We start from the raw sequence: 25,360 nt of genomic DNA, 5'->3' as shown, positions 1-25,360 counted from the left end.
TGCCCGCCGTGGCATCCTGATCAGACCCGGACCTCTCCGAAGGTCGACGCTCCTACACCACGCGCGGGGGCACTATCTCATTCCACGTCCGGGCTCACGATGCTTGGCTCGACTGCGGCAGGTGCGTCAGCTGCTGGAACCACTGGGATCATCGCTGGCTCAGCGGGTGTCGGTGCCGCAATCACCAGTGTTCTCATGGCTCCTTTCACGATAGTTGCTGGAGCCCTCACCGTTGTCGTGGTCGGGGGCTATGAAGGTGTCTGCTACTTTCAGATCGAACGGGTGGAAGAGCCCAGCGATGTCCTCGCCATTCTCGAGAGCATATCGAAAAATGACCCTTCGATCGAAATCGTCGACATAGAAGCTGGGCGAGCGATTCAGCTTGATCGCGAGGGTGGCGAAGAAAGCTATCTGATCGAAAATCTCTATATCGCTGATGGCGACCTGATGCATCGCGACCGGTTCTTGAACACTAACCTCGGGCCTGTCGTGTTTGTTGAGCCCAGTGCAGAGCCAGACTAAGAGCTAAATGGCGGTGACTAAGTTCAGCGTCACCATGGCGAGCTCGCCGCCTTCCCTTGAGAGCGTTCAGTGAAGGCGCAGCGTGAAATGGAAATTCCGACGCTGTGCAAAGCCGCCATCAGGTCGGTCTCGAGCTTTTGGAACATCGACACGTCTTCCTCGGCGTTCTCGAAGAGATGGCCATAGATGTCCATCGTCATGTTGATCGAGGCGTGGCCAAGGAGTGTCTGTATCTTCTTTGGGTTCCAGTGAGCCAGCCCCTTTGAAGTGGTCCACCCACGAAGCCTGAAATCCGATAGGATTTCGGCGAACAGGAGGACTACAGAATGGCTGGAAAGCGAGAGAGGCCGGAAGACATTGTCACCAAGTTGCGCCAGGTCGAGGTGCTGCATGGCCAGGGCCTGTCGATGGCCGATGCGGTGCGCCAGATCAGGATATCGCAGCACAGCTTCTACCGTTGGCGGAAGCAGTATGGCGGGATGAACCGGGCGCAACTGCCGCGGCTGAAGGCCCTCGAGAAGGAGAACCTGAGGCTGCGGCGGGCGGTGTCCGACCTGACGCTCGAGAAGATGATCCTGACCGAGGCTGCACGGGGAAACTTCTAAGCCCTTCGCGCCGCCGGGAGTGCGTGGAGCATGTGTGCGAGACACTCGGCATCTCCGAGCGCCGGGCCTGCCGGGTGCTCGGCCAGCACCGCTCCACGCAGCGCAAGCCGCCTCAGGGCCGGGACGATGAGGCGCGGCTGACCGCCGACGTCATCGAGCTGGCCCGGGAGTTTGGACGCTACGGCTACCGCCGGCTCTGGCTGGGCGACAGCTCCTGCGTGCGGCTGAAGCCCGAGCACCCCAACCCCGTCCGGCCCTGCGACTTCGTGCAGGACCGGACCAATGACGGCCGGGCGTACCGGACGCTCAACACCCTCGATGAATATACCCGCGAGGCGCTGATGATCCGTGTCGACAGGCAGTTGAACTCCACCGATGTCCTGGACGCCCTGACGGACCTCTTCATCCAGCGCGGCCCGCCTCGGTTCATCCGGTCCGACAACGGCCCGGAGTTCATCGCGCCGAAGATCCGCGACTGGATCGAGCTGGTGGGGGCGAAGACCGCCCACATCGAGCCCGGGTCACCCTGGGAGAACGGCTACTGCGAGAGCTTCAATGCGCGCTTCCGGAACGAGCTGCTGAATGGCGAGGTCTTCTACTCGTTGAGAGAGGCGCAAATCCTCATAGAAAGATGGCGAAAACACTACAACATGGACCGGCCGCATAGTGCCCTAGGATATGGGGCGCCGGCGCCCGATGTCTTCATCCTCATCGATCGAAGGCCGACCATGCATTAGCATTTAACCTGCACCACTCGCTGGGGTCAGCGCAGCAGCATGACGCAGCGCATGACGCCCAAACCTCGCGTCGCCCGCGTCGTCGACGATCCTTTTCGCGACCAGCATCGGCTTGAACACGCGGTTATAGATGTTGGCGTAGTTCTGGATCTTGCTCGCGCCGTTCGGGAAGACGAGACGCTGGGTGGTCTCGGGAACCTGAAACCGCCACTGCTCGAGAGCTTCCTTCACGCTGGGTGCCTTCGGGACGTCGCGGTAGCCAGCGCGGCTCTTCGGCTTGCCGAGCACGCAATGCTCATCGGCGCGCTGACGAACTCGTACGAGGCCGCGATCGAGATCGACGTTGTCCCAGGTCGGACCGCGCAGCTCCGAGATGCGCATGCCCGTGAAGATGGCGGTGATGAACATGACGCGATGCGACGCCGGCGCATTGTCGTTGATCAGCTTGATCTCGTCTTTCGTCGGGATGATCCGCTCGTCCCGCTCGGAGTGGCGATGATCGCGGTGTAGCGCGAATTTGTGAGCCCCGAGAGCGAAGTCTTGTGCGCTCTCGCTTCTCGGTCTCGATGAGGTGGCGCGCGTCTCGACGTATGCCCGCGCTAGTTCGTGCCGCGCCGCGGTGTCGCGAGTTCCGTCCGATAGGGCTGCAATTGCCGTCCCGGCGCTGCGCCTGGCCGCTTGGCGTGCGCCAGAAGCCCTTCTCTGGCGCTGAGGGAATGGGTCGCGACGTGGTGGCACCCGAGCCGCGTGACCGCGCGGGACGTGGCCGCCGGCGACCACGGTGTATTTCCACAATGCGCCTTGACCGCAGTCAACGCGGACGGAGCGCGCGCGTAGTCTCATGCGATGGTCCCACAGGCGGACAACGCGCAGAGATTGAAGCACGTTAGGCAGACCAAGGGAGGACCGGGTCATGGCGACGCAACTGAAGGTCGTATCGGTGGAGCGGGTTTCGGTGGGCAGCGACGGTGAACAGGGCGAGGGCGCGAGCATCCGCGGGGTCTTCAGCGCGGACGGCGCGAAGCTGTTGCTGCAGTCGGGCGCCCGGTTCGTCCCCGAAGACCTGAATTCCTACGGCGACATCTACCTCAAGGACATGGCAACCGGCGCGGTCGAAAGGCTGACGCTCGATCCGGACATCGCGGACCCCGAGTCGGGAGGTTACGAGCCCGAGATCTCCGCCGACGGCACCCGCGTGGCCTATACGTCGACCTTCGCGGTCACGATCGGCGGAATTACAGGTCTGCAGGAGACGGTGGTCTTCAAGGATCTGATCACCGGCGAGGACAAGGTAATCTCTGCAAGCGCCGACGGGGAGCCGGGGAATGACTCCAGCTTCTATGCGCATTTCTCTCCCGACGGGACGCAGATCGCCTTTACCAGCTACGCCACCAATCTCATTCCGGGCCTGACCCTGGTGGGCGACGCGGTCTTCCTCAAGGACATTGCCAGCGGCGATATCCACATGCTGTCGAGCAGCGCCGCGGGCCAGGCGGCGAACAACTACAGCGTCGGGGTCGGCTTCACACCGGACGGATCGCGCTTCGCTTTCTCGAGCCTCGCGGACAACCTGATCGAAGATGACGGCAACGGCGTGCGCGACATCTTCACAAAGGATCTGACCACCGGCGAGGTGCTGCGTCTTTCGGTTGGGGCTGATGGGACCGAGGGCAATGGCGACAGCTCGGAAGGCAGTTTTTCGCCAGACGGCAGCAAGCTGCTGTTCGCCAGTCGCGCGACGAATTTTGTCACCGGCGATGGCAACGGGGCGCAGGACCTCTTCATCAAGGACCTCGTGAGCGGAGAAATCACGCTGGTCTCCACCGACAGCCTAGGCAACCAGTGGGTGGCGGACAGCTATGGCGGGGTGTTCTCTCCGGACGGCACGAAGATCGCCTTCTACAGCGATACAGCCGGGCTCGCGGTCCGCGATGACAACGGCGCGCAGGATGTCTTCGTGAAGGACCTCGTCTCGGGCGCGCTCACCGTGCTGTCGGCCAATATCGCGGGCGAGATCGGCGACGCGCAGAGTTTCTGGCCGCAGTTCTTGCCCGATGGGTCGGGCGTGCTGTTCACGAGCTACGCGGCGAACCTTGTCCCGGACGACACTAACGGCGAGCGCGATCTCTTCATCGCCCGCTTCGAGGAGCAGCAACTCGGCGGGCCGGTGCAATGGACCGAGGCCGAGGGCGGAAATGGCCATTGGTACGAATTTGTCGAGGGGCCGCTGACCTGGGTCGAGGCCCGGGCCGACGCCGAGAGCCGTGGTCACCTCGGCCTGCCGGGCTACCTGGCCACGATCACCTCGGAGGAGGAGAACGCCTTCGTGCTCTCGGTGACACCGCCCAACGTCTGGGTTGGTGGGTCCGACGCGGCGAGTGAGGGGGTCTGGAGCTGGGCCGGCGGCCCCGAGGCGGGGCAGGTGTTCTGGAACAGCACCGTCGGGGCAATCGGTTACGCCGACTGGGGCGGGCAAGAGCCGAACGACGCGGGCGGCGAGGACTACCTGCTGGCCCATGCGCTCTATCCGACCGGCACCTGGGCCGACGCCGGGGTGCCGCCAAACCCCAACTCCCGCTTTGGCTACGTGGTCGAGTACAGCGCGCCGGGCCATAGCTTCGCCGAGATCACGCCCGGCCGGACCGAAGCCGAGACGTTCAGCATCGAAGGCGGCTTCAAGCCATGGCGCAATGTCTGGGCCTCGGACGGGGCCTACCTGCAGGCCACCGGCACCGGCGAGGCCAGGGCCACGGGCAGCTTCTCCGGGGCCGAGGGCACCTACAGCCTGACGATCGGCTATTTCGACGAGAGCGACGGCGCGAGCAGGTTGCGGGTAGAGCTGAACGGCGAGACGCTCGACGAATGGGTCTGGGATACGGACCCCGCGGGCCGGATCGTGACCGGGGACGCGCTGATGCACCATGTGCTGCCCGAGATCGAAATGACCCCGGGGGACGTGCTGAGCCTCGTCGGGACGGCGGACGGCGGCGAGCCTCTCCGCGTGGATTTCCTCGACATCCGCGAGGCCCCGCCAGAAGGCGCCCCGTTGCGTGTCGAGGCGGAGACCCTCGAGATCCTGAAGGGCTTCGAGGTGGTCACGAACCCCTGGGCCTCGGGCGGGTCCTACCTGCAGGCCGGCGGTCTCGGCACCCAGCGGGCGGCTTTCCATTTCACCGGCACCGAGGACCGCTACGATCTGACCGTCGGCTATTTCGACGAGACCGATGGCGTGAGCCGGATGCGCGTCCTCGTGAACGGCGTGCAGGTCGACGACTGGCTTTGGAGCGGGACCTCCGGCGACGCCATCGTCACCGGGGCCGGCGCGGCGGAGCATGTTATCAAAGGGCTCGACCTGGCCCCCGGCGACAGGATCGAGCTGGTCGGCACGCCTAGCGGGGGCGAGCCGGTTCGGACCGACTTTCTGGAGTTCACCCCCTCTGCGTCCGCCTCTGGGCCGAGCCCGGACCTGTGGTTCCTGCGAGATGACGAAGTGATGCTCGCGCTCAACGATGGCACCGGCGGCTTCACCGTGCAGCCGGCCGGGATTCTGCGCGGCGACGGCACGTTGCTCACGACCGATCTCGACGGTGATGGGGACAACGACTTCCTGCACCTTCTGGTCGCGCCGCCCTATCTGCCACCGGACACCGGTGTGGACGACTTCGAGTTCGATCTTGTCACCAGCATATACGAGAACGACGGAACCGGGCATTTTGCCGCCCCGCGCGTGTCGACGGCGCCGGTGATCATGGATGTCTCGCCGGTCTACATCAGCGGCACGGCATCGCTCTACGAGCTGCTGAACCCGGTCGACCTAGGCGATGTCGATGGCGATGGGGACATCGATTTCATCGCGAACAGCATCGCGGCCATGGAGGTGATGATCTTCGACAACGACGGGGCGGGGAATTTCGCTTCTCTGGCGGCGACGCCATACGACCTGGGTGAGCAGCGGAGTGATGCCATGTTCGCCGACCTCGATGACAACGCCGCTCTGGATGCGGCCGTCTTCACCGGAAGCGACTGGTACGGGCTCAACGCGTTTGTCAACGACGGGTCCGGCGGTCTGCAGGTGACCGGCTTCGGCGCCTCGGGGGAGGGTGGAATCGGAGATGGCCAGGTGCTCGATCTCGACGGCGATGGCGACAATGATATCATCTACATCGTGACCGGCGAGAACCGGGCGATCGTCACCTACATGAACGACGGGGCAGGAGGGCATCAGACGGGGGTGGAGCCCGCATTCCGGGGCGATTCCGACGGGCTGATCGGTACAATCGAAGCCGGACAGTTCGATCATGATCCGGCCATTGAAGTCATCAGCGCGGGGGTCGTGGGCGATGAGGCAGAGCATGCGCCGGGCCTTCGGGTCTTCGAGATCGTCGAGGTTTTAGGCGGCGCCGCATTTGAACTTTCTTCGTTCGACCCGTCGATCTCGGGCAATGTTCAGGCGCAGGCGGACTATGACCTCGATGGGGATCTTGATCTGCTCATGTGGGAGGACAGCGATCTCGTGCTTCTGCGGAACGACGGCGACGCGGTGTTCTTCAATGCCGGCGTGGTGCTGACGGGGGAGGTAACCTTTGTCAGCAACGGCGATGAGGTGGGCTATTTCGACGACCTGATCAGCTCTTAATCGTTCGGGTGAAAGTTCCGAATTTGCCGCTGCTTCCGGCCAGCGGCATGCGCAGTGGAATAGGAGACGACGAAGGGCGTTGTCTTGCCGTGACGCGAACTTGTGAGCTCTGAGAGCGGAGTATTGCGTGCTGTCGCTTCTGGGTTTCGGCGGCGCGCGAACCGGATGATCGCATCTATGCGCTCGTCCCGCTGCCGCAGCGGCGAGGCTCAGAGTACTCGTTGCGTTCAGTGCGACCGGATTGCAATTGACGCCGCGACATTCACTAGTCTCGGTGTCGCGCCTGCTCGAACAGACGGCAACGCGCTGCTTCTCCGAGCGTCTTAGGGCGTGTCGCCTCCACGGCCTTCGTGCGGCGAGCGCCGAGCAGCTCCTACATGAAGTCGCTCTATGCGCGCTTTCGCGTCTGCGAGCTCTACCGTGACTGTGGTCCGTGAATGGGGTGCTATCCAAAAGGATAGAACGCGATCCATAGTGAGTGTGCGACATGGCTCGACAAACACGCTTAGTGGGAACACCCTGATCGATGTCCGTGAGTGGGCGTCTCGGCCGGAGGACCCATCAGAACAGATCGCCGGAATTCTCCCGGTGCTGACGGTGACGGCAAACATTTCATATCATCGATTTTCCAGCGCTAGCAGCAGCCCCGGCAAGGAGTCTTCCTTGCCGGGGCACTTCGGTAAAGCTCCGATCGCTGCAACCTTTCACGCTGGCTGGAGGTTGCAGTTCGTGCATCTTTTGCGGCATCTGAAGGCATGGACCGCGACGCTGTCGCGCTCCCTCCTACTGCTCGCGCTGGACGCGCTAGACCATGCGCTCGATCTTCCCGTCCCAAACAAATGTCGAGCAAGATTTCGAGCATGTCGCCGTAGCTCCGGCGCTCGGTTTGGCAGCTTCTCTTGAAGCGCTCGACGACAGCGGAGGGGGCAGGGACGTTCAGCTGAACTTCTTGCGGCGTTGCAACCGCCAACGCCTTCCAGGCTTCGGGCATATATTCGGCCATGGCGGTCCGCGTGAGAAGCTCCACGGCGATGCCAGTCGCCTTAGCAAAGGCGGGAATGCGCTCGATCGGGATGCGCATCTCGCCGATCCTCATCATCGAAATGACGTTCGGGCGCTCGTAGCCCATCTCGTCGGCGATCTGGCGCTGCGTCTTGCCGCAGCCGTCGATGGCGTCGGCGATGAGGCGGGCGGTGGTGGTTTCGGTCATGTCGACCCTCGTCGTCTTGTTGAGGTCAACTTAGTGATAGTCAGCGGGCTTGGGTCCGTACGTCGTGGCGAGCAAGAAGTCCTAGGTGAAGTGGAGTGCCCAATTGGGGGCATACCGGGCGTCGACAGGCGAATAATTCAGAACCCTTGGAGTTTCGGCAGGCGGTCTCGGCTCTGCAGCAGCGACACGGCAGTAGATCGGAGGATTGTAACCATCAAGCTTGGCGCGGCATCCTTGCACGCTCTCGCGTGCCAAGGCGCCTCTGCGGACGGCTTCTGCGGCGGCTGGTCTTGCATGCCTCCTTCCGCAATTGCTTCACGTGGGCCGCGCCTTCTTTGACATTGCGGTACGAGTTTTCTAGCCGCGTATCGTCCGACCGCGCCCAGCCCTAGGCGGACAGACGACTCGCTCCTGCGTGCGTCCGGGCGCAGCCGAAACGTGACCTTCGAGCAAATCCTCGGGTTCAGGTGAAGCGGACCTTCTCTAAGCGCGTTCTGCTTGACCAGTCCGCCGACCTTTCGGCCGCTCGCTCCAAGTGCGCGATTTGCGCTGCGCCTGCGAAGTCACAAGGGAGGGAGGGCGGAGAGCGGAAGTTCGCTGCGGTGTCCTCAAACAACCGGTTTGGGGTAAAGAATCCGCGTTAGATGTGAAAGCCGCTGTGGAGCAGCCGTCGAGGTCGCCATTTTTTACGCCGTCGCCCAGCATGGCCTCTCGATTGAGCCGCTGTGTCCACGTCGGCACGCCCGACCCTTCGCAACGAATTCAGGCTTCCGAAGTTGGGTCAGCAGTGAGCCACCACCGTTGCGTGGTATTCCACCTGGGTCATCCGACGATAGGGTCTGCCACTAGGAGGCTGTCGCGGCTCATGTGCACGGTGGTAATGCCCGAAAGGTGTGGAGCTTGCATACGCACCGGAATTCCTCTTGGCGCTCTGCGGCGGTGAGCCTTCGACTTCGGGTTTCGCATGCCGTTGGTGCGCTTTCCTAAATTGGCGAAAGCGTTAGGCGTCGCGCTGGCGTTGTCTTGCGGGGCTTTCAAGTTCGCCCTGTGCCGAGCCTCTCGCGCATCATTGCATCCGGGCTGTGGAAAAGCACGCATCATTGCGTGAGCGCGGAATTGCGCGCTTTGAAGCGCAGCCGACTGATCGGGAGGGGCGCACGACAGCACACATGCGACCTAAGGCGCTGTCATCACTGTCTTCTCTGGAAGAAGTGGTGCCCGGGGGCGGAATCGAACCACCGACACGAGGATTTTCAATCCACTGCTCTACCCCTGAGCTACCCGGGCACGGGAGAAGGCATCGCCTTCGGGTGAGGCGGGGTTTAGTCGAGCAATCCGGGAGTGTCCAGAGGCTTTTGTCGAAAAAATTCGGATGCCCTCGCGTCGCCCGAGATGACGCTTTCTTCAGCCCGCGCGGCGCGCTACCAACTGCATCATGCCACGCAAGATGACCCAGCTTTCCGACTTCCTCCGACACGGCTGCGACACCGTCATCGACGTGCGCAGCCCGGCCGAGTTCGCCGAGGATCATGTCCCCGGCGCGATCAACCTTCCGGTGCTCGACAATGAAGAGCGGGCGCGGGTCGGAACCATTTACAAGCAGCAATCGCCCTTCCTTGCGCGCAAACTCGGGGCCGCGCTGGTGTTCCGCAATGCCGCGGCGCATATCGAGGGCCCTCTGGCGCACCACGAGGGCGGATGGAAGCCGCTGGTCTATTGTTGGCGGGGCGGGCAGCGCTCGGGCTCCTTTGCCTGGATGCTGCAGCAGATCGGCTGGCGGGCCGAGGCGGTGGAGGGCGGCTATCGCACCTACCGGCGCCTCGTCACCGCCGCGCTTTACGATTCGCCGCTGCCGTTCAAGCTCATCCAGCTCGGCGGGCATACGGGCACTGCCAAGACCGCGCTGCTGCCGCGGCTCGCGGCGCGCGGCGTGCAGGTCATCGACCTGGAAGGGCTGGCGCGGCACCGCGGCTCGCTGCTCGGCGACATGCCGGGCGGGCAGCCCAGCCAGAAGCGGTTCGAGACCGAACTGGTGCAGGCGCTCGATGCACTCGATCCGTCCCGTCCGGTGCTGGTCGAGGCCGAGAGCAGCAAGATCGGCCAGCTGCTGATTCCACCCGCCATCTGGGACGCGATGAAGGTCGCGCCCTGGGTCGAGGTCGGCGCGCCGCTCGAAGCGCGGGCGCGCTACCTTGATGAGGCCTATGACGACATCCTCTCGGACGGCCCGGCGTTGAAGGACAAGCTCTCGCCGCTGCGCTATCACCGCGGCCACGAGCTGGTGGAGCGCTGGGAGGCGCTGATCGATGCTGGGCAGCGGCTCGAGCTCTGCGCCTCGCTGGCGGCAGATCACTATGATCTGGCCTATGCCAAGTCGATGCGGGCGATGTCGCCGAAGATGATCGAGCGCTTCGAGACCCCGGCCCTCGACGCGGCGGCGCTGGATGTGCTGGCCGATCGCATGGCCGAAACGCTTCAGACCATCTCGATCTGACCGCGCTTCTCGGTGATCTTGCCGATCGCCACGGCAGGGAACCCCGCGGCACGCAGATCTGCCAGCGTCTTGCCTGTGTCGCCGGGCACAGCGGCCAGAAGACCGCCTGCGGTCTGCGGATCGAACATGAGGTCCGGCCTCGGGCCCATGGGCTGGAAGGGCAGGGCAGCGCGATTCTTGGGATAGAGCGTCGATGCATGGCCCGCGGCGGACAGCGCCTCGGCACCGGGCAGCAGCGGCACCTTCTCGATCTCCAGCCGCGCGCCCACGCCTGACGCGGTGCAGATGTTCAGCACATGCCCGGCGAGTCCGAACCCGGTGACGTCGGTCATCGCGTGGGCATGCCGCAGAAGCCGCGCGGCGGCGCCCTGCGGCGTCGTCATATGCTTCAGTGCGGCGGCGACCCACGCGCCCTGCGCCGCGCCCGCCATCTCGGCCGCCATGATCACGCCGGTGCCGATCGGCTTGGTCAGGATCAGCGTGTCGCCAGGTCTTGCGCCGCCCAACGTGATCGCGGCGGCCTCGCAAAGGCCGGTGATCGTCAGCCCGATGCTCAGCTCGTCTCCCATCGCCGAATGGCCGCCGACCAGTTCGGCGCCCTCGGCCCGCAGGATTTCGGTGATTGCGCCCAGGCATTCGGTCAGTGTGCGTTCGGCCAGCGGCTCCGACATGCGCGGCAAGGTCAGACTGGCGACGGCCGCCTGCGGCGCAGCCGCCATCGCCCAGACGTCGCCAAGCGCGTGGATGCAGGTGATGCGCGCCATGACCTCGGGATCCTCGACGAAGGCGCGCAGATGATCGACGGTCATGACCTGTTTTGCGCCCCCGGTGAGCAGCAGCGCCGCATCGTCGCCCGGCAGGGCGGTGACATCGGGGCGGACCGGCGCGGGCAGGGTCGAGAGCGCCGATGCAAGCGCGTCGCGCCCGACCTTGGCGCCGCAGCCGCCGCACATGGGCGTGGTTCCGAGCGCCTCTTCCATGCCCGCCGCATGATGCCGAGGCAGCACCGGCGGGCTCATTTGCGGCAGCTCCTGGAACTTGCGCATGAAGCTGCGGTCGATGTGGTCCTTCCAGCGCCACATCAGCGGTCCGGAGAGCGCGAGGCCCGCCTTGTCTGCCAAGGCCGACTTGCCCCCCAACGAGATCAGCTTGAGGTAATCGCGCTGGGGTCGGTAGGTGCGCAGATCTTCGCGGCCCGAAAGCATGGCGCGGAGATTGTGCAGCAGGATCGGCGCCTGGCGCACGGCAAAGACCCCGGCCTTGGGCCGGGGGCTGGCACTCAGATGGGCGCAATCGCCGGTGGCGAAGATCGCTGGATCCGAGCTTTGCAGGCTCGGCGAGACCCTGATGAAGCCATCTTCGAGCTCCAGTCCGCTGTCCCGAAGCCAGCCCTGCGCGCGCGCGCCGGCGGCGCCGATGATGAATTCGGCGGTGATTTGGCGGCCATCGGCGAGGGTCAGCCCGCGGGCGGTGACCTCAAGGATCTCTGCGTTCTCGAGGAGCGTCACGCCCTGCGCCGCGAGCGCGGCGTGCAGCTTGTTGCGGGCCTTCGGGCGCAGCGCGGTGAGCGCCGTGCCGCGTTCGACCAGATGGACCTGCGCCGGGCGGTTGCGGGCGGCCAGCGCATGCGCCATGGCGCAGGCCAGCTCTGCCCCCGCCACGCCGCCGCCGATCACCGCCGCCGACGCCGGGCCGCCCTTGTCGCGGTAGGCCGCCCAGCCCGAGGCAAGCGCACCGAGGGGCTTGGCGGGCAGGGCATGTTCGGCAAAGCCCGGCAGGTCGGGCATGGCGGAGGTCACGCCGATGTTCACGGATGCCACGTCGAATCCGATGGGCGCGCGGCCTGTCACATGCACCTGCCGCGCGGCCCGGTCGATCCCGGTCACTGCGCCGAGGACCACCCGCGCCCCGGCGAAACGCGCCAGCTTCACCAGGTCGATGTCGAGCTCGGCGCGCGCGTAGTGCCCGGCGACGAAGCCGGGCAGCATGCCGGAATAGGGGGCGGTGGGGCCGGGGTTGATCACCGTCACCCGCGCGCCGGGCAGAGGGTTCATCCCCCACATGCGCAGCAGCAGGGCATGCGCATGGCCTCCTCCGATGAGGACGAGATCGCGGGTGAGGGGCAGGTTGGGCGCGCGCATGGGGGTCTCCGGCTTGTCGGAGCGGATGTAGCACGGGACGCGCGGGGAGGTGGAGCGCTTCTCGCACCAAGGCGCGGGCCCAGAAACGCAACGGGCCGGGACCCGAGGAGGTCTCGGTTCCCGGCCCGCGGAAGTCCCTGGCGGCTGGGTGCCGCCAGGGACAGGATCAACGCCGCGCGTCGCGGATCAGAAGTGGGCCGAGCGCGAAGTTGCCGGCGCAGCGAGCGGCGGCGCGAACTTGGTCAGGTCGATGCCTTCCACCGCGGCCTTGTACTCCTCGATGTTGGGCGTCCGGCCGAGGATGGCCGAAAGCACGACGACCGGGGTCGAGGCAAGCAGCGACTCGCCCTTCTTCTCGGTGCTGTCCTCCACGACGCGGCCCTGGAAGAGGCGGGTCGAGGTGGCCAGGACGGTGTCGCCCTTGGCGGCCTTTTCCTGGTTGCCCATGCAGAGGTTGCAGCCCGGACGCTCGAGATAGAGGATGTTCTCGTACTCGGTGCGGTTCTGGGTCTTCGGGAAGAGATCGTCGAACTCGAAGCCCGAGTACTTCTGCAGGATCTCCCAGTCGCCCTCGGCCTTCAGTTCGTCGATGATGTTGTAGGTCGGCGCGGCCACCACGAGCGGTGCCTTGAACTCGACCTTGCCCTGGGACTGCTCGATGTTCTTCAGCATCTGCGCGACGATCTTCATGTCGCCCTTGTGCACCATGCAGGAACCAACGAAGCCGAGGTCCACCTTCTTCTCGCCGGCGTAGTACGAGACCGGGCGGATGGTGTCGTGGGTGTAGCGGCGCGACGGATCGGCGTTGTTGACATCAGGGTCGGCGATCATCGGCTCGACGATCTGGTCGAGGTCGACCTCGACCTCGGCGAAGTACTTGGCGTTGTCGTCGGGCGTCAGCGCGGGTTTCTCGCCCGAGCGGATCTCCGCGATGCGTTTGTCCGCCTTGTCGATCAGGCCCTGCAGCGTGCCGGCCGTGTTCTCCATGCCCTTGTCGATCATCACCTGGATGCGGTGTTTCGCGAGTTCGAGCGAGCCGATCAGCGTTTCATCGTTGGAAATGCAGATCGAGGCCTTGGCCTTCATCTCTGCGGTCCAGTCGGTGAAGGTGAAGGCCTGGTCGGCCAGCAGGGTGCCGATGTGCACTTCGATGACGCGGCCCTGGAAGACGTTGTCGCCGTGCTGCTGGAGCATCTGCGCCTGGGTGGCGTGCACCACGTCGCGGAAGTCCATGTGGTCGGCCATCTTGCCCTTGAAGGTCACCTTAACCGATTCAGGGATCGGCATCGTCGCCTCGCCGGTCGCCAGCGCCAGTGCCACGGTGCCGGAGTCGGCACCGAAGGCGACGCCCTTGGACATGCGGGTGTGGCTGTCGCCGCCGATGATGATATCCCAGTCATCCACGGTGATGTCGTTCAGCACCTTGTGGATGACGTCGGTCATCGCGTGGTAGGCGCCCTTCGGGTCGCGGCCGGTGATCAGGCCGAAGTTGTTCATGAAGGACATCAGCTTGGGGATGTTGGCCTGCGCCTTCTTGTCCCAGACCGAGGCGGTGTGACAGCCGGACTGATAGGCCCCGTCGACCGACGGCGAGATCACCGTGGCGGCCATCGCCTCGAGTTCCTGGCAGGTCATCAGGCCAGTGGTGTCCTGGCTGCCGACGATGTTGACATTCACGCGCACGTCCGACCCGGCGTGCAGCGTCTTGCCAGGCGTGGTGCCGCGGGCGTTGCGGTTGAAGATCTTCTCGACGGCGGTCAGGCCCTGGCCTTCGTGGCTGACTTCCTTGTTCGTGGCGAAGACGGGGGTCGGCTCGACGCCCAGCGTTTCGGCCGCGAAGCTCTGGAGCTTCTTGCCGAAGACGATGGCGTAGGAGCCGCCGGCCTTCATGAACTCGACTTTCTGCGGGCTGAATGCCGAAGCGACGTCTGCCAGTTCCTCGTCGCCGGCTTCGTTGCACAGCTTCTTGGTCTTGGTGTTGATCGTCATCACGGTGCCGCTCTCGACCGAATACTTCTGGTCGAGCACCGGGTTGCCCTCGTTGTTGAGGATCGGCTTGCCGTTTTCATCGAGCTTCTTGACCCAGTTCTTCAGGTCGAGGCCGATGCCGCCGGTCACGCCCACGGTGGTCTGGAAGATCGGCGAAATGCCGTTGGTGCCCGCCACAACCGGTGCGATGTTGACGAAGGGCACGTAGGGGCTGGCCTGCTTGCCGGTCCAGAGCGCGACGTTGTTGACGCCGGACATCCGCGAGGAGCCCACGCCCATCGTACCCTTTTCGGCGATCAGCATCACGCGCTTGCCGGGGTGCTGGAGCTTCAGCGCCTCGATTTCCTTCTGGGCTTTTTCGCTGATCATGCACTTGCCGTGCAGTTCGCGGTCCGAGCGCGAGTGCGCCTGGTTGCCCGGCGACAGAAGGTCGGTCGAGATGTCGCCTTCGGCGGCGATATAGGTGACGATCTTGATCTCGTCGTCGATCTCGGGAAGCTTGGTGAAGAACTCCGCCTTGGCATAGCTTTCGAGCAGGTCGGTCGCCACCGCATTGCCTGCCTTGTAGGCCGACTCGAGGCGGCCCATGTCGGCCTCGTAGAGGAAGACCTGAGTCTTCAAGACTTCGGCTGCCTGGCGTGCGATCTCGGCGTCATCGCCCAGGGCGAGGTCGAGCAGCACGGCGATCGAGGGGCCGCCCTTCATGTGCGACAGCAGCTCGAAGGCGAAGGTCGGGGTGATCTCCGCAACGGTTGCGGTGCCGAGGATGATCTCCTTCAGGAAGCCCGCCTTGGCGCCCGCGGCGCTGGTGGTGCCCGGCAAGGTATTGTAGATGAAGAACTTGAGGGCGTCAGCGCGGTGGACGCTGTCGGTGTCCTTGATCTGGGTGATGAGTTCCTCGACGAGCGCGCCGTCTTCGATGGGCTTGGGGTTCAGCCCCTGCGCCTTGCGCGTGGCAATCTCTTCCAGGTATTCAGTGTACAAGCTCATGTTTGACCCGCCGTTTTGGTGTCCGTTTCCGCTTGAGTACCGAAACTCAGAAATATCTGGCGAGCCGGGTCAAGCGAGCTGTATGCGGCAGTATACAATCTCTCGGCGGTTTTCAATACGCATGACGGGTCATCTTGCCACAGGCGGGCATTCCAAGCTGCGGTAACGCCGATCCGAGGTCAGCGAAGCAGCTTGTTGCAGGCAGATCGGGCAGTTTGAGAAGTGGCGAATTCCTGCCGGGACCAAGGGCGCGGGGGCGAACCCCGCGCCGCGCCAAACGGGCTGTCCGCGGGCAGGTTCAAAACGCTGATTTGGCCTTCGCTATTTCCGCGGACAGAGCCGCGGGGCCGGCAGGCACGATGCGCAGCGGATTGAGCGCCTTGATGCCGTAGTAGCCCGCCTTGATGTGCTCGAGGTCTACCGTCTCGGCGATGCCCCCGGTGTTCAGCAGGCGCAACATGTGGGCCTGAAGGTTCGGGTGATCTTCCAGGCGCTTGATATTGCACTTGAAGAGGCCGTGATAAGCCGCGTCGAAACGGATTGAGGTGACGAAGATGCGGATGTCGGTCTCGGTCATCCGGTCGCCGAAGTAGAAGGGGCGGCCGTCCGACAGGCGGTCCTCGATACGCGCCATCTCGTCGAAAAGCTCGGTCACCGCTTCGTCGTAGGCTTCCTGCGAGCTGGCGAATCCGGCCTTGTAGACGCCATTGTTGTAGCGCCGATAGATGCGCGCGCTCTCGCTGTCGATCTCCGCCACGAGATCCTCGGGAGCGAGGCGGATTTCCGAGGGCGCGATGCCTTCGAACGCGGTGTCGAACATCCGCACGATGTCCGCGCTTTCGTTGTTTACCATGACGCCAAGTTTTTCGTCCCAGAGCACAGGCACGGTCGCGCGGCCCGACACATGCGGGTCGGCGCGGGTGTAAAGCTCGTGCAGGTGCAGTGCGCCGTAGAGCGGGTCTGCGTCGGCACCGGGGAAGCCGCCGAAACTCCAGCCCTGATCGTCGAGCCTGGGGTTGACCACGGTGACCGGGACAATCTCTTCCAGCCCCTTCAGCTTGCGGGCGATCAGCGTGCGCGAGGCCCAGGGGCAGATCAGCGCGACGTAGAGCCGGTAGCGCCCTGCCTCGGCCTTGAAGCCGCCGGTCCCGGTAGGGCCGGCGCTGCCGTCAGCGGTGATCCAGTTTCGGAAGCTCGAGTCCTGCCGCACGAAGCGGCCTTTCTCGTCGGCCTTCTGCACCGGCTGCCAGTTGGCGGTCCATTTTCCGTCGATCAACATGGTCTCAGTCCTTCCGGCTCAGGGTGAAGGTGGTGCCCCACGGATCGACCAGGGGGGTCTCGGCGGGGACGCGGCTGCGGATGGCCTCGATTTCCTGCGCGGTGCCGCGCAGCTCGATCTCGGTCAGCCCTGTCGTCGGGCCTTTCTTCGATCCCGCGCCGCGGCTGTTCCAGATGTTCGAGGCGAGGTGATGGTGATAGCCGTCCGAACCGTAGAAGGTGGCGCCAGGATAGTGGTTGGTCACCGCCATCCCCAAGGTGCCCGAATAGAACGCCTCGGCCGGGTCGAGCTGCCCCACTTGCAGGTGGACGTGCCCCACCACGGTGCCCGCAGGCGCGCCCCGCCACAGGTCCGCGGCGCTGTCCGCGACGTTCTGAAGGTCGAGGTGGTTGGTGGCCATCTCGATCTCGCCGCCCTTGTGTCTCCACTGATCGCGCGGGCGGTCGATGTAAATCTCGATGCCGTTGCCCTCGGGGTCGGCAAGGTAGAGCGCTTCGCTCACGAGGTGGTCCGAAGCGCCGTGAAGCGGGATGCGGGTCTCGGCGGCGTGATGCAGCCAGGCGCCGAGATCGGCACGCGACGGCAGCAGGAAGGCCGTGTGGAAGAGCCCCGCCGCGCGCGGGCTGTGGCGCGGCGCGGCCTTGTCCAGGCGCAGTGCGATCAGACTGCGGCCGTGAGCGCCGAAGCGGGCCTCGGTGCCGTCGTCAGACAGTTTCTCGAGCCCGAGGGCGGCTTGGTAAAAATCGCCGACCTTGGTCATGTCGTTCACCGTCAGGCTCACCTGACCAATGTCGAGAGGCGCGTCGCTGGTTGCCATGGTTTCTCTCCTTTTGTGTCCCGCGATGCGGGAAAGGCTGAGGCAGTCCGGCTGCCGTTGAGGGAAATATGCGGTCTGGCATTTCGGAAAGAAATGGCGATTATGTTGGAACACTATCCATACAGTGTTCGGAATGTGCCATGGACATCGTTGACCAGATCCGCGCCTTCGTCGCCACCGCGCAGACCGGCTCCTTCACCGCGGCGGCCGAGCGCATGGGGGTGTCGAACCGGCTGACCTCGAAATACGTTGCCGAACTCGAGGCGCGGCTCGGCACGCGGCTGCTGCAGCGCACCACGCGGCGCGTGGGGCTGACACCGGCGGGCGAGAAACTGCTGGCCCGCGCCCCGGCCTGGATAGAGGAACTCGACGATTTTCTCGGCACGGTCGAGGACGAGTCGCGGGGTTTTTCCGGTGTGTTGCGCGTGGCGGCCCCGGTGACCTTTGGCGAGATCTACGCTGCGGACCTTTTGAACCGCTTCGCCGCGCCACACCCGGACCTGACGGTGGAACTGCGCCTTTCGGATGCCTATACGGACCTCGCCCTCGAAGGCATCGACCTTGCCTTCCGTATCGGGCGGCTGACCGACAACACGCTCAAGGCCCGGCGTCTGGGCCGGTTCGGCATGAAACTCGTCGCCTCGCCGGCCTACATCTCCAGACACGGCGCGCCCGAGACCCCCGAAGCGTTGGCCGGACATGCCTGCATCCACGACACCAACCAGCGCAGCGCGCAGCGCTGGCGGTTCGGGCCGGAGGATGCCGTGCGCGAGGTGCCTGTGCGCAGCCGCATGCTGGTCAACAGTGCGCGGGTGGCGCGCGACCTTGCCGCGGCAGGGCAGGGGATCGCCTATTGCCCGGAATTCGTGGTGACGGGCGATCTCGAGGCAGGCAGGCTGGTCGAGGTGATGGCCGGGGTGGAAAAACCGCGGCATGATCTCAATGCGGTCTACCTCGAGGGTGCCATGCTGCCGCGCAAGGTGCGCGCGCTGGTCGAGTTCGCGGCCGAGGACGTGAAGGCCCGCCTGCTGGCGGGTTAGATCAGGCCTCGGGGTCCGGCAGCTCGCCGAAAGTCACATCGAAGCTGCGGCGCAGGGCGACGTCGAGATCATCCATCGACACCGGCAGGCCGAGGTCGACCAGCGAGGTCACGCCGTATTCAGTGATGCCGCAGGGCACGATCCCGTCGAAATGCCCGAGTTCCGGTTCGACGTTGATCGAGATGCCGTGGAAGCTGACCCATTTGCGCAGGCGGATGCCGATGGCGGCGATCTTGTCCTCGGTGACGCGCCCGTCGGCCAGGAGCGGCTTGTCGGGCCGCTCGACCCAGACGCCAACGCGGCCGTCGCGGATGTGGCCGGTGACGTTGAACTCGGCGAGCGCCGCGATCACCCAGGATTCGAGCTGCTGCACGAAGCGGCGCACGTCGCGTCCGCGCCGGGCCACATCGAGCATGACATAGACCACCCGCTGGCCGGGGCCGTGATAGGTGTATTGCCCGCCTCGCTTGGTGTCATGAACCGGGAAACGCTGCGGATCGCGCAGGTCCTCGATCTTGGCGGAGGTGCCTGCGGTATAGAGAGGCGGATGCTCGACCAGCCAGATCAGTTCTTCCGCCTCGCCCGCGGCGATCGCCGCTGCGCGCGTTTCCATGAAGGCGACCGCCTCGTCGTAGCCGGTCAGCCCGTCTGTCGTGATCCATTCAACCATGTTCGAGCGATTAGGGCCTAAGCCTTCACAGGTCAACACGGCTGGAGGGCTGTGCCGCCTGCGGCCATTAAGAGTTCCTTGGCGATTTTGAGGCTTCAATTTTGGAGTCGGGGCTTGCGATTTCAGGCGGTGATTGGAGGACGTTCAAAATGAAACTGAACTCAATTCTGGGCGTCTTGTGCATAGGTCTCTTGGTGGCACCGACGGCGGCTGCGGCGGACAATGCGTTTGTCGGCGGGCTGGTCGGCGGCATCATCGGCAGTGCCATCGCGAACCAGCCCAAACGGCAGGTTGTATCCCGCAAGTCCACGGCGCCGCGGCAGGGCGGGACGAGAAGCAGCGCCGATGTCTCGTCCGTCACCCGCGAGATGAGCCGCATGTCGCAATCGGCCCTCAACTATTTTGGTTTCAATGCCGGCACGCCTGACGGCATCCTCGGCAGCCAGTCGCGGGCGGCTATCGCATCCTATCAGGCGCATATGGGGTACGCGGCGACCGGACAATTGACGGACTACGAGCGCGACTTCCTCATCGGTTCCTACCACCGCGCGCAGGCAGGTGGCCCGGCCACGGCGCGGTTGATCGCCCAGAACCCGCAGGGTGTGCGCGGACTGCTGATTGCCTTCCGCGACGAGCAGATGAACGGCTCGGGCACGCAGGCCTCCGACTCGATCGCCGGACATTACGGGCTTCCGTCGGTGGTTGCCGAGGCGGTGAACGAGATCGCCAGGAGCTCGGACCCTTCGGCCGAGCAACTGGTGCAGCGCTCGGGGTTCATTCAGCTTTCAGATATCAACGGCGACGGCCAGACCGACTATATCCTTGATACCTCGGTGACCGGCTCGGCGTTCTGGTGCAACGCGCAAAGCTGCGCGGTGCGGGTCTTTGCTTCGACCCCGGACGGGTATGAGCGGAATGACTTCCAGGCGTTCAACGTGACGCCGGCGATGTTCACCTGTCAGCGCGGCTCCTGCTCGAAGGCGGTGGCCGCTCAAACGCAGATGGCGCGGGTCCCGAGCCCGCAAGTTCAATCCCAGCCGCCGGCACCGCAGGGCCAGCTCGCCTTTGCCGGCGCACCTGTGCCAAGCGCGCAGCCGGTCGTGCAGGGGGTCGCCGGGGCCGGGGTGCCCGTGCTGCCAAATTTCTTCGGAGAGGTTCCTGTCGCGCTGTCGCTGCAATCGCACTGCAATACGCTGTGCCTGATGACCACCGCCAACGGCGGCCATGTAACCGAAGCGTCGATGACGGATGCCGACTCGGCGCTGGCCGAGCAGCTCTGCCTGACACGCAGCTACGCCATCGCGCAGGGCGAAATGCTGATTGCCAAGGTTCCCGGCGCCACGGCGGCGCAGATCGATGACCAATGCGGCGGCCTCGGCGCGCTGCTGCACGCTCAGGTGGCGGCCGTTTCGCTCAAGCCGCCGGTCGAGGTTCTGTCCGAGGTGCAGACCTTCATCCTCGGCTCCGGCATGGCACCCGCGCAGCTTCAGAAGACGGCGCAGATTTGCCTCGCGTCAGGTTACAAGGCAGATGATCTCGATTCAGCCATTGGCTCGGCCCTGCTGCTGGTGGCGCTGGGGCAGGCACCCTACGGCGAACTGCTGGGCCACCACTTGAGCCAGGGGATCGGCGCGGCGCGGCGTCCTGACCTGTCGCTTGGCTGGTATGCCGGGGCGCTCGACGCGCTTGAGGCTGGCGCTGCGCCGGTCTTCGCGCCGGGCCTGCCGGAACGGGCCCAATTGCTGCGCAAGGCCACGACATGGCTCGGAGGCGATGCGCCGCAGTCGGCGCAGGCGCCGGCCGTAACCCGCGCTGGCGCGCAGATTCCAAGCTTCAAGATCAGCGAGTGACGCCCCGCAGTCGGCCCCGCGCTGCCGGGCCAGCCGCGGGGCAACAAGCCCATTTCGAAGTTGCCGTAAGGTCGTGCAAGTTTTTCGCGGAAAGGGTCGATTTTCCTCTTCACATCCCCTGCGGCCTTCGGTAGAGACCGCTTCACCAAGTCAAGACAGTGCGGTCGTGGCGGAATTGGTAGACGCGCAGCGTTGAGGTCGCTGTGGGGTAACTCCCGTGGAAGTTCGAGTCTTCTCGACCGCACCATTTCTCTCTCCAGAGATTGAAAAAGCCAAATCCCTTCGGGGATTTTTGGCGTTTTTGGGGGTGGAACTCCCTTCGGTCCGGTGTGTGCTCTGACTCCTGTGCTGTCGATGCGCCAATGCGGTGCTCATCGCTTTCTCTTCCCGTCCGCTTGGGCTAGGCCGGGCATGATCCGTACCTGAAACAGGAGATGCACATGCTTCCCTGGGAGCTTCTTGCGACTGCCGCCGCCCCTGAGGGTGATACGCTTCGGCTCTTCCGGCGCGGCGAGGAATATTCAATCCGTCTCAGCGATGGCAACGAGCTGATGAACAGCAGGCTGGGGGGCTCGGAGGAGGCTCTGGCAACCCTGGCTTTTGAAAAGCTAGGGGGCCGATCTGCGCCCTCGGTGTTGATCGGCGGGCTGGGCATGGGTTTCACCCTGCGCGCGGCCCAGTCGGTCGCGCCTTCGGCGGCGCGGCTGATCGTCTCTGAAATCGTGCCGGAGCTCGCGGAGTGGGCGCGGCGAGAGATGGCGTCCGTGTTCAAGGACTGCCTAGCTGACCCTCGAGTCGAGATCAGGCTGGGCGACGTCGGCGCGGAAATCCGCGCGGCGGAGGGCGCCTTCGATGCGATCCTGCTGGACGTCGACAATGGCCCGGACGGGCTCACGCGGTCGGGAAACGACAGTCTTTATAGCGAAGCCGGGTTGAGTGCGGCCCGACGCGCCCTGACCAAAGGGGGCGTGCTGGCCGTCTGGTCGGCGCATCCGGATGACGCGTTTAGCCGCAGGCTGTCGCGCGGAGGTTTCGAGGCGCATGCGCATATGGTCAGGGCCGGTCGGACCAAACGCGGCTCCCGCCACACGGTCTGGATCGCGCGGCGCGCGGGCGCGTAGGTTCCGCAGCGGCGGACCGCGGTGAGATGGCGGCTGTCATCGTCGCTGCGGGGCAAGTTGTCCTGTGGAGTGCTGCCCGCTGTCCATGGTATCCGAGACGTTGTTTGCAATCGGGCGATTGCGGATCGCTTGTCCCGAGAGAGCTCGGGCGCGCGACGCCGCAACCTTGCAGAGCCGCTGATGGCGAAAACCGGCAAACGTTCAACTGTGACGCTGGTCGAGGCGGCTATGTGGGCAGGGGGGCAATCGAAACCGCAGCTGCGCAGCAAGCTTTCCCCACAACTGTCATCGAAGAGGCGAAGGTGTGAATGCAGCATCTCGCGAATTGTGCGAGCCAATTGCCGACTTCAATCAGTAAATCCAGAGGGATATGGCGGAGACGAAGTCCGCGATATAAAGTCATTAACACGCTGAAATATGGTAATATAATTCTAGATATTTGAGTTCATACCACATTCTAAACCACTTCCGAAACCGAGTACTTGGAGCGCATTCTACAGCCCAGTGATGCGGCTCGCATTCTTTGGAAAAAGCACCACGCGCGATGATCTACCTGCCGGTCTGAGCGTCAGCAACATGGCGAAGCGTATACGGTAGCAAGAGGGAACAAGCGTGGACCCTATCTTAGTCTCTGGACGCCCAGTGGTAGGGATTTCTGAGCCCCCGTAGTTTTCACAGCATTTGTAACAGGGGCGGACCCTGCGGGAGGGCAAGCAACTAAAGGAAGGTGGCCTCCGACCGTCTTGCGAGACGCATCGTGTAAAGAGCGAGAGCCAACCAAAGGAACGTGTTCGACATTTGGTCAACGGTGCCGCTCTTGCCAGCGCACACCGGCCCAGTCAAGGATGGTCGGCAATAACAGGAGACTAGGTAGAGATGGGCGACAGAAAGCCGACACCGGACTTGTTCGATTGGTTGGGCATCCGGTCCGCGCCCGACTGGCAGGTTGCGAGATCATTGGGGCCAGCGTTCGCGGTGTTCGTCGCGCTGTTGATCGCTGGGGCATATGTGACCGCCTTTGCGATTGTATATCGCATTCTGTTTGGCGAGAGCGTGGCGAACCTTGGTGCTGGCGCACTCGTTGCAGCACTCCTAGGTGCACCCTTCGTGATCTGGGGGACCGTGCTGAAACATCAAACGCTCCGCTATCAGAAGGAAGGGCATATCACCGACCGAGTTACATCGGCCGTGCAGCAATTGGGCTCCGAGAAGGCGGTCAATAGAATTGGCAGGCCAGTTCTGATTTGGACCGGCACGCCAAAGACAACCTTATGCGCCAAAGAACTCAAAGATAAGTACCTGGCAGAGCCTCGATCAAGGATGACCGGTAGTGAGTGGGGTCAACACTACAATAGTGAAACCGATGAGGTCTGGGAGGGCACTCTATACAAAATCTCCATATGGCCGACCGAAAAGACAGTAATTCAGTGGCAAGGTGATGAAGTTCCGCTGAAGGGCAGCGATGAAATAGGCCATTTTGGCGAATGGCAAGTTTTTACCGAAAGTAAGCCAAATATTGAGGTTAGAATAGGGGGGATTATCTCCCTTGAAAGGATCGCGCAAGATTCGACGCTTCACGACAAGGGTCGCGATCATGTCCGGGTGATGGAGATTTTGTGTGCCTACGTCAGAGAAAATTCGCCTGCGGCCGAAGCGCCTGGCTTCGATTTTCCTCAGGGGTGCAACCAGAACGATATTGAAAAAAAGGTGGATATTGGATGGGGATGGATTTCTAATGAAACTACGTTGCGGGCCGATGTACAGCTCGCGCTTTCGGTAATCGGCCGCCGGACTCCACAGCAAGTGCAAGTTGAGAGAGCCTACTTTACTCACGACGGAGCCGGCTATCGCATTGACCTATCTCGAACAAACTTGAGGCATGCAAATCTACAGTACTTGAACTTCGAGAAGGCAAGCTTTTTCCGCAGTCAGATGCAGGCGGCTTACTGCAATGGCACCAATTTCGGTGGCGCAAATTTCGTGTATTGCGAGATGACGGGAGTAAGTGCAGTCGAAGCAAATTTTTCACTCTCAAACCTCTCCATTGCGGATATATCATACGCCACATTGGAGGGCGCGGACTTTCGAAACTGCAAGACATCACACACGCACTTCGTTGGCTCCAATCTAAGGGGTGCGTGCCTTAAGTTTCCTCCCAACAAAGACAATAGAGAGGTAAATCGTGCCTTTTTGATCAATAGCGACGTAACTGGGGCAACTCTCAACGGCGACCTGAGTGGTGTCGTGGTCAGAGATCATCCCAGGCGCGCCGGTAAACAGGAAGAGTCGCTTTAAGGATCAAGGCGTCTGGCCCTCGATGTCGCAGTTTCCGCATCTCCTCTTCGTGCATCGCGAGCGAAAGTAACATAAGTGCCTCGTGGACGAGTTCCAGAATCCGCTCAGTATTGTGCTGAAACGCAGTAATCTCCTCGCGTTCAATCCCGTCGTCGTTACGTGCGCCGAATGTCTCTATCGTCAGCACGAGGCAGCGATGCTCGAGCGCGTTGCGCAGAGTGTTTAGGTGCGCGGCTTCAGGAGCGAGGGCGTCATTCGGATCGTCAGCAGCTTCCCTCGCCTCACCGAGGATATCGAACGATAGCCAGTAGAGGCCGCGAAGTGCTAGGTTCTGACGGTCCGCGATTTTCGGATGCAGAGAGCGCCGCTTCCTGGGGTTGGCGTACCAAATGCCGCGAAGATCGACACGGTTCGGGTCATTTCCGAGTTCGAAATATAAGTTCAAAAATCCCGCGATCTTGTCGAGCAGTCCATAAGCCGTACGGAACGCGAGCCGCAGCCTTTCCGCGCCAATTGAGAACGCAGGGTAGTCGAGTGTGTCATAGAGACGTACCTCATCGTCGGCGAAGTGCTGAGGGCGATCGTCGAGCGGCGCTGCCTCCATCGCCTGATGATAGAGCAGGCGTGCGCTGACGAACTCCTGCTTCATTTGATTGTACCAACCCAGCAGCGGCGGAACAATTCCGCCAGTGAATGTGTGACTAGGTAGGTGGAGCGGATCGCTGGCCGCTATTGAATATGGTCCTAGCATTGTCAATGGGTTGAGAAAGAGGCGCCGGTTAAGCATCCGAAGACGGTAGGCTTTCGAGTGCCCTTCCCCCAAAGGCCAACCGTCCATTTCAGTCTCGGAAATAACCGCGTCGACATCAACAGCGGACCGGATCTCAGGATAGTGCCCCCGCGCGTGGTGTAGGAGCGTCGACCTTCGGAGAGGTCCGGGTCTGATCAGGATGCCACGGCGGGC

At 63.6% G+C, this 25,360-nt stretch carries 17 protein-coding genes and 2 tRNA genes; 9 read left to right on the top strand and 10 right to left on the bottom strand.

The features are described from left to right. On the top strand, positions 1 to 522 hold a 522-nt coding region (locus tag IQ782_RS27670; protein WP_240989635.1), incomplete at its 5' end, for a hypothetical protein. A gap of 29 nt (positions 523 to 551) precedes the next feature. On the opposite strand, the gene IQ782_RS30065 is transcribed toward IQ782_RS27670, so the two are convergent. Next, entirely contained in the window at positions 552 to 722 is a 171-nt protein-coding gene (locus IQ782_RS30065) for a hypothetical protein (protein WP_240989634.1), read from the bottom strand. A 126-nt stretch (positions 723 to 848) separates the two neighbouring features. On the opposite strand from IQ782_RS30065, the gene IQ782_RS27660 reads away from it, so the two are divergent. Next, positions 849 to 1,864 (top strand): integrase core domain-containing protein gene (locus IQ782_RS27660; RefSeq protein ID WP_194137910.1). Its coding sequence is split into 2 segments: positions 849 to 1,113 and positions 1,113 to 1,864, totalling 1,017 coding nucleotides; codons are not numbered across the junction. 3 nt (positions 1,865 to 1,867) lie between these two features. Here IQ782_RS27660 and IQ782_RS27655 read toward each other — a convergent pair. After that, a complete protein-coding gene (locus tag IQ782_RS27655) occupies positions 1,868 to 2,707 on the bottom strand; it encodes a tyrosine-type recombinase/integrase (RefSeq protein ID WP_194137909.1) in 840 nt (279 codons plus the stop codon). 70 nt (positions 2,708 to 2,777) lie between these two features. Here IQ782_RS27655 and IQ782_RS27650 point away from each other — a divergent pair, with 70 nt between their 5' ends. Continuing rightward, entirely contained in the window at positions 2,778 to 6,500 is a 3,723-nt protein-coding gene (locus tag IQ782_RS27650; protein WP_194137908.1) for a PD40 domain-containing protein, read from the top strand. Positions 6,501 to 7,134: 634 nt separating this feature from the next. On the opposite strand, the gene IQ782_RS27645 is transcribed toward IQ782_RS27650, so the two are convergent. Next, the gene (locus IQ782_RS27645) at positions 7,135 to 7,710 is read right to left on the bottom strand and encodes a helix-turn-helix domain-containing protein (protein WP_240989633.1); all 576 of its coding nucleotides are present in this window, start codon (positions 7,708 to 7,710) and stop codon (positions 7,135 to 7,137) included. 1,212 nt (positions 7,711 to 8,922) lie between these two features. Further along, positions 8,923 to 8,997 (bottom strand) — tRNA-Phe (locus IQ782_RS27640). A 160-nt stretch (positions 8,998 to 9,157) separates the two neighbouring features. Between IQ782_RS27640 and mnmH the strand changes: the two genes are divergently transcribed. Continuing rightward, a complete protein-coding gene (gene mnmH / locus IQ782_RS27635) occupies positions 9,158 to 10,204 on the top strand; it encodes a tRNA 2-selenouridine(34) synthase MnmH (RefSeq protein WP_240989632.1) in 1,047 nt (348 codons plus the stop codon). Here mnmH and selD read toward each other — a convergent pair. The 4 genes from selD to IQ782_RS27615 all read right to left on the bottom strand — a co-directional run bounded on the left by selD (position 10,186) and on the right by IQ782_RS27615 (position 17,420). Further along, the gene (selD, locus tag IQ782_RS27630; RefSeq protein ID WP_194137906.1) at positions 10,186 to 12,345 is read right to left on the bottom strand and encodes a selenide, water dikinase SelD; all 2,160 of its coding nucleotides are present in this window, start codon (positions 12,343 to 12,345) and stop codon (positions 10,186 to 10,188) included. The two genes, mnmH and selD, sit on opposite strands and share 19 nt — an antisense overlap. A gap of 186 nt (positions 12,346 to 12,531) precedes the next feature. Then, the gene (locus IQ782_RS27625) at positions 12,532 to 15,324 is read right to left on the bottom strand and encodes a bifunctional aconitate hydratase 2/2-methylisocitrate dehydratase (protein ID WP_194137905.1); all 2,793 of its coding nucleotides are present in this window, start codon (positions 15,322 to 15,324) and stop codon (positions 12,532 to 12,534) included. 298 nt (positions 15,325 to 15,622) lie between these two features. Continuing rightward, entirely contained in the window at positions 15,623 to 16,603 is a 981-nt protein-coding gene (locus IQ782_RS27620) for a glutathione S-transferase family protein (RefSeq protein WP_194137904.1), read from the bottom strand. A gap of 4 nt (positions 16,604 to 16,607) precedes the next feature. Then, complete coding sequence (locus IQ782_RS27615) at positions 16,608 to 17,420, bottom strand: VOC family protein (RefSeq protein WP_194137903.1); 813 nt, start codon at positions 17,418 to 17,420, stop codon at positions 16,608 to 16,610. Between the two features lie 140 nt (positions 17,421 to 17,560). Here IQ782_RS27615 and IQ782_RS27610 point away from each other — a divergent pair, with 140 nt between their 5' ends. Then, entirely contained in the window at positions 17,561 to 18,460 is a 900-nt protein-coding gene (locus IQ782_RS27610) for a LysR family transcriptional regulator (protein WP_194137902.1), read from the top strand. A gap of 1 nt (position 18,461) precedes the next feature. Here the strand turns inward: IQ782_RS27610 and lipB are convergent, their stop codons facing one another. Next, positions 18,462 to 19,130, bottom strand: a complete 669-nt coding sequence (gene lipB, locus IQ782_RS27605; RefSeq protein WP_194137901.1) for a lipoyl(octanoyl) transferase LipB — start codon at positions 19,128 to 19,130, stop codon at positions 18,462 to 18,464. Between the two features lie 149 nt (positions 19,131 to 19,279). Between lipB and IQ782_RS27600 the strand changes: the two genes are divergently transcribed. The 4 genes from IQ782_RS27600 (at position 19,280) to IQ782_RS27585 (ending at position 24,396) form a co-directional block, all read left to right on the top strand. Continuing rightward, positions 19,280 to 20,980: a peptidoglycan-binding domain-containing protein gene (locus IQ782_RS27600; protein ID WP_194137900.1), complete on the top strand. Its 1,701-nt coding sequence runs from the start codon at positions 19,280 to 19,282 to the stop codon at positions 20,978 to 20,980. Positions 20,981 to 21,140: 160 nt separating this feature from the next. Further along, positions 21,141 to 21,227, top strand: a tRNA-Leu gene (locus IQ782_RS27595). A 193-nt stretch (positions 21,228 to 21,420) separates the two neighbouring features. Further along, positions 21,421 to 22,101, top strand: a complete 681-nt coding sequence (locus tag IQ782_RS27590; protein WP_194137899.1) for a spermidine synthase — start codon at positions 21,421 to 21,423, stop codon at positions 22,099 to 22,101. Positions 22,102 to 22,977: 876 nt separating this feature from the next. Then, a complete protein-coding gene (locus IQ782_RS27585; RefSeq protein WP_194137898.1) occupies positions 22,978 to 24,396 on the top strand; it encodes a pentapeptide repeat-containing protein in 1,419 nt (472 codons plus the stop codon). Here the strand turns inward: IQ782_RS27585 and IQ782_RS27580 are convergent. Further along, on the bottom strand, positions 24,350 to 25,147 hold the full coding sequence (locus tag IQ782_RS27580; RefSeq protein ID WP_277347911.1) for an LA2681 family HEPN domain-containing protein: 798 nt from the start codon (positions 25,145 to 25,147) through the stop codon (positions 24,350 to 24,352). The genes IQ782_RS27585 and IQ782_RS27580 overlap by 47 nt on opposite strands. Positions 25,148 to 25,360 lie beyond the last annotated feature (213 nt).

The sequence above is a fragment of the Salipiger mangrovisoli genome (genome assembly GCF_015223355.1).
GTDB lineage: Bacteria > Pseudomonadota > Alphaproteobacteria > Rhodobacterales > Rhodobacteraceae > Salipiger > Salipiger mangrovisoli.
The sequence above is the reverse complement of the archived record's forward strand: the minus strand, read 5'-3'. Positions and strand labels throughout refer to the sequence as shown.

Excerpts from the sequence above, each read along its gene's own strand:
- IQ782_RS27585 (WP_194137898.1), top strand. The coding sequence starts at position 22,978 with ATGGGCGACAGAAAGCCGACACCGGACTTGTTCGATTGGTTGGGCATC.
- IQ782_RS30065 (WP_240989634.1), bottom strand. The coding sequence starts at position 722 with ATGACGATGGACATCTATGGCCATCTCTTCGAGAACGCCGAGGAAGAC.
- IQ782_RS27645 (WP_240989633.1), bottom strand. The coding sequence starts at position 7,710 with ATGACCGAAACCACCACCGCCCGCCTCATCGCCGACGCCATCGACGGC.
- IQ782_RS27625 (WP_194137905.1), bottom strand. The coding sequence starts at position 15,324 with ATGAGCTTGTACACTGAATACCTGGAAGAGATTGCCACGCGCAAGGCG.
- IQ782_RS27580 (WP_277347911.1), bottom strand. The coding sequence starts at position 25,147 with ATGCTAGGACCATATTCAATAGCGGCCAGCGATCCGCTCCACCTACCT.
- selD (WP_194137906.1), bottom strand. The coding sequence starts at position 12,345 with ATGCGCGCGCCCAACCTGCCCCTCACCCGCGATCTCGTCCTCATCGGA.
- IQ782_RS27600 (WP_194137900.1), top strand. The coding sequence starts at position 19,280 with ATGAAACTGAACTCAATTCTGGGCGTCTTGTGCATAGGTCTCTTGGTG.
- IQ782_RS27610 (WP_194137902.1), top strand. The coding sequence starts at position 17,561 with ATGGACATCGTTGACCAGATCCGCGCCTTCGTCGCCACCGCGCAGACC.
- IQ782_RS27620 (WP_194137904.1), bottom strand. The coding sequence starts at position 16,603 with ATGTTGATCGACGGAAAATGGACCGCCAACTGGCAGCCGGTGCAGAAG.
- IQ782_RS27615 (WP_194137903.1), bottom strand. The coding sequence starts at position 17,420 with ATGGCAACCAGCGACGCGCCTCTCGACATTGGTCAGGTGAGCCTGACG.
- IQ782_RS27590 (WP_194137899.1), top strand. The coding sequence starts at position 21,421 with ATGCTTCCCTGGGAGCTTCTTGCGACTGCCGCCGCCCCTGAGGGTGAT.
- mnmH (WP_240989632.1), top strand. The coding sequence starts at position 9,158 with ATGACCCAGCTTTCCGACTTCCTCCGACACGGCTGCGACACCGTCATC.
- lipB (WP_194137901.1), bottom strand. The coding sequence starts at position 19,130 with ATGGTTGAATGGATCACGACAGACGGGCTGACCGGCTACGACGAGGCG.
- IQ782_RS27655 (WP_194137909.1), bottom strand. The coding sequence starts at position 2,707 with ATGAGACTACGCGCGCGCTCCGTCCGCGTTGACTGCGGTCAAGGCGCA.
- IQ782_RS27650 (WP_194137908.1), top strand. The coding sequence starts at position 2,778 with ATGGCGACGCAACTGAAGGTCGTATCGGTGGAGCGGGTTTCGGTGGGC.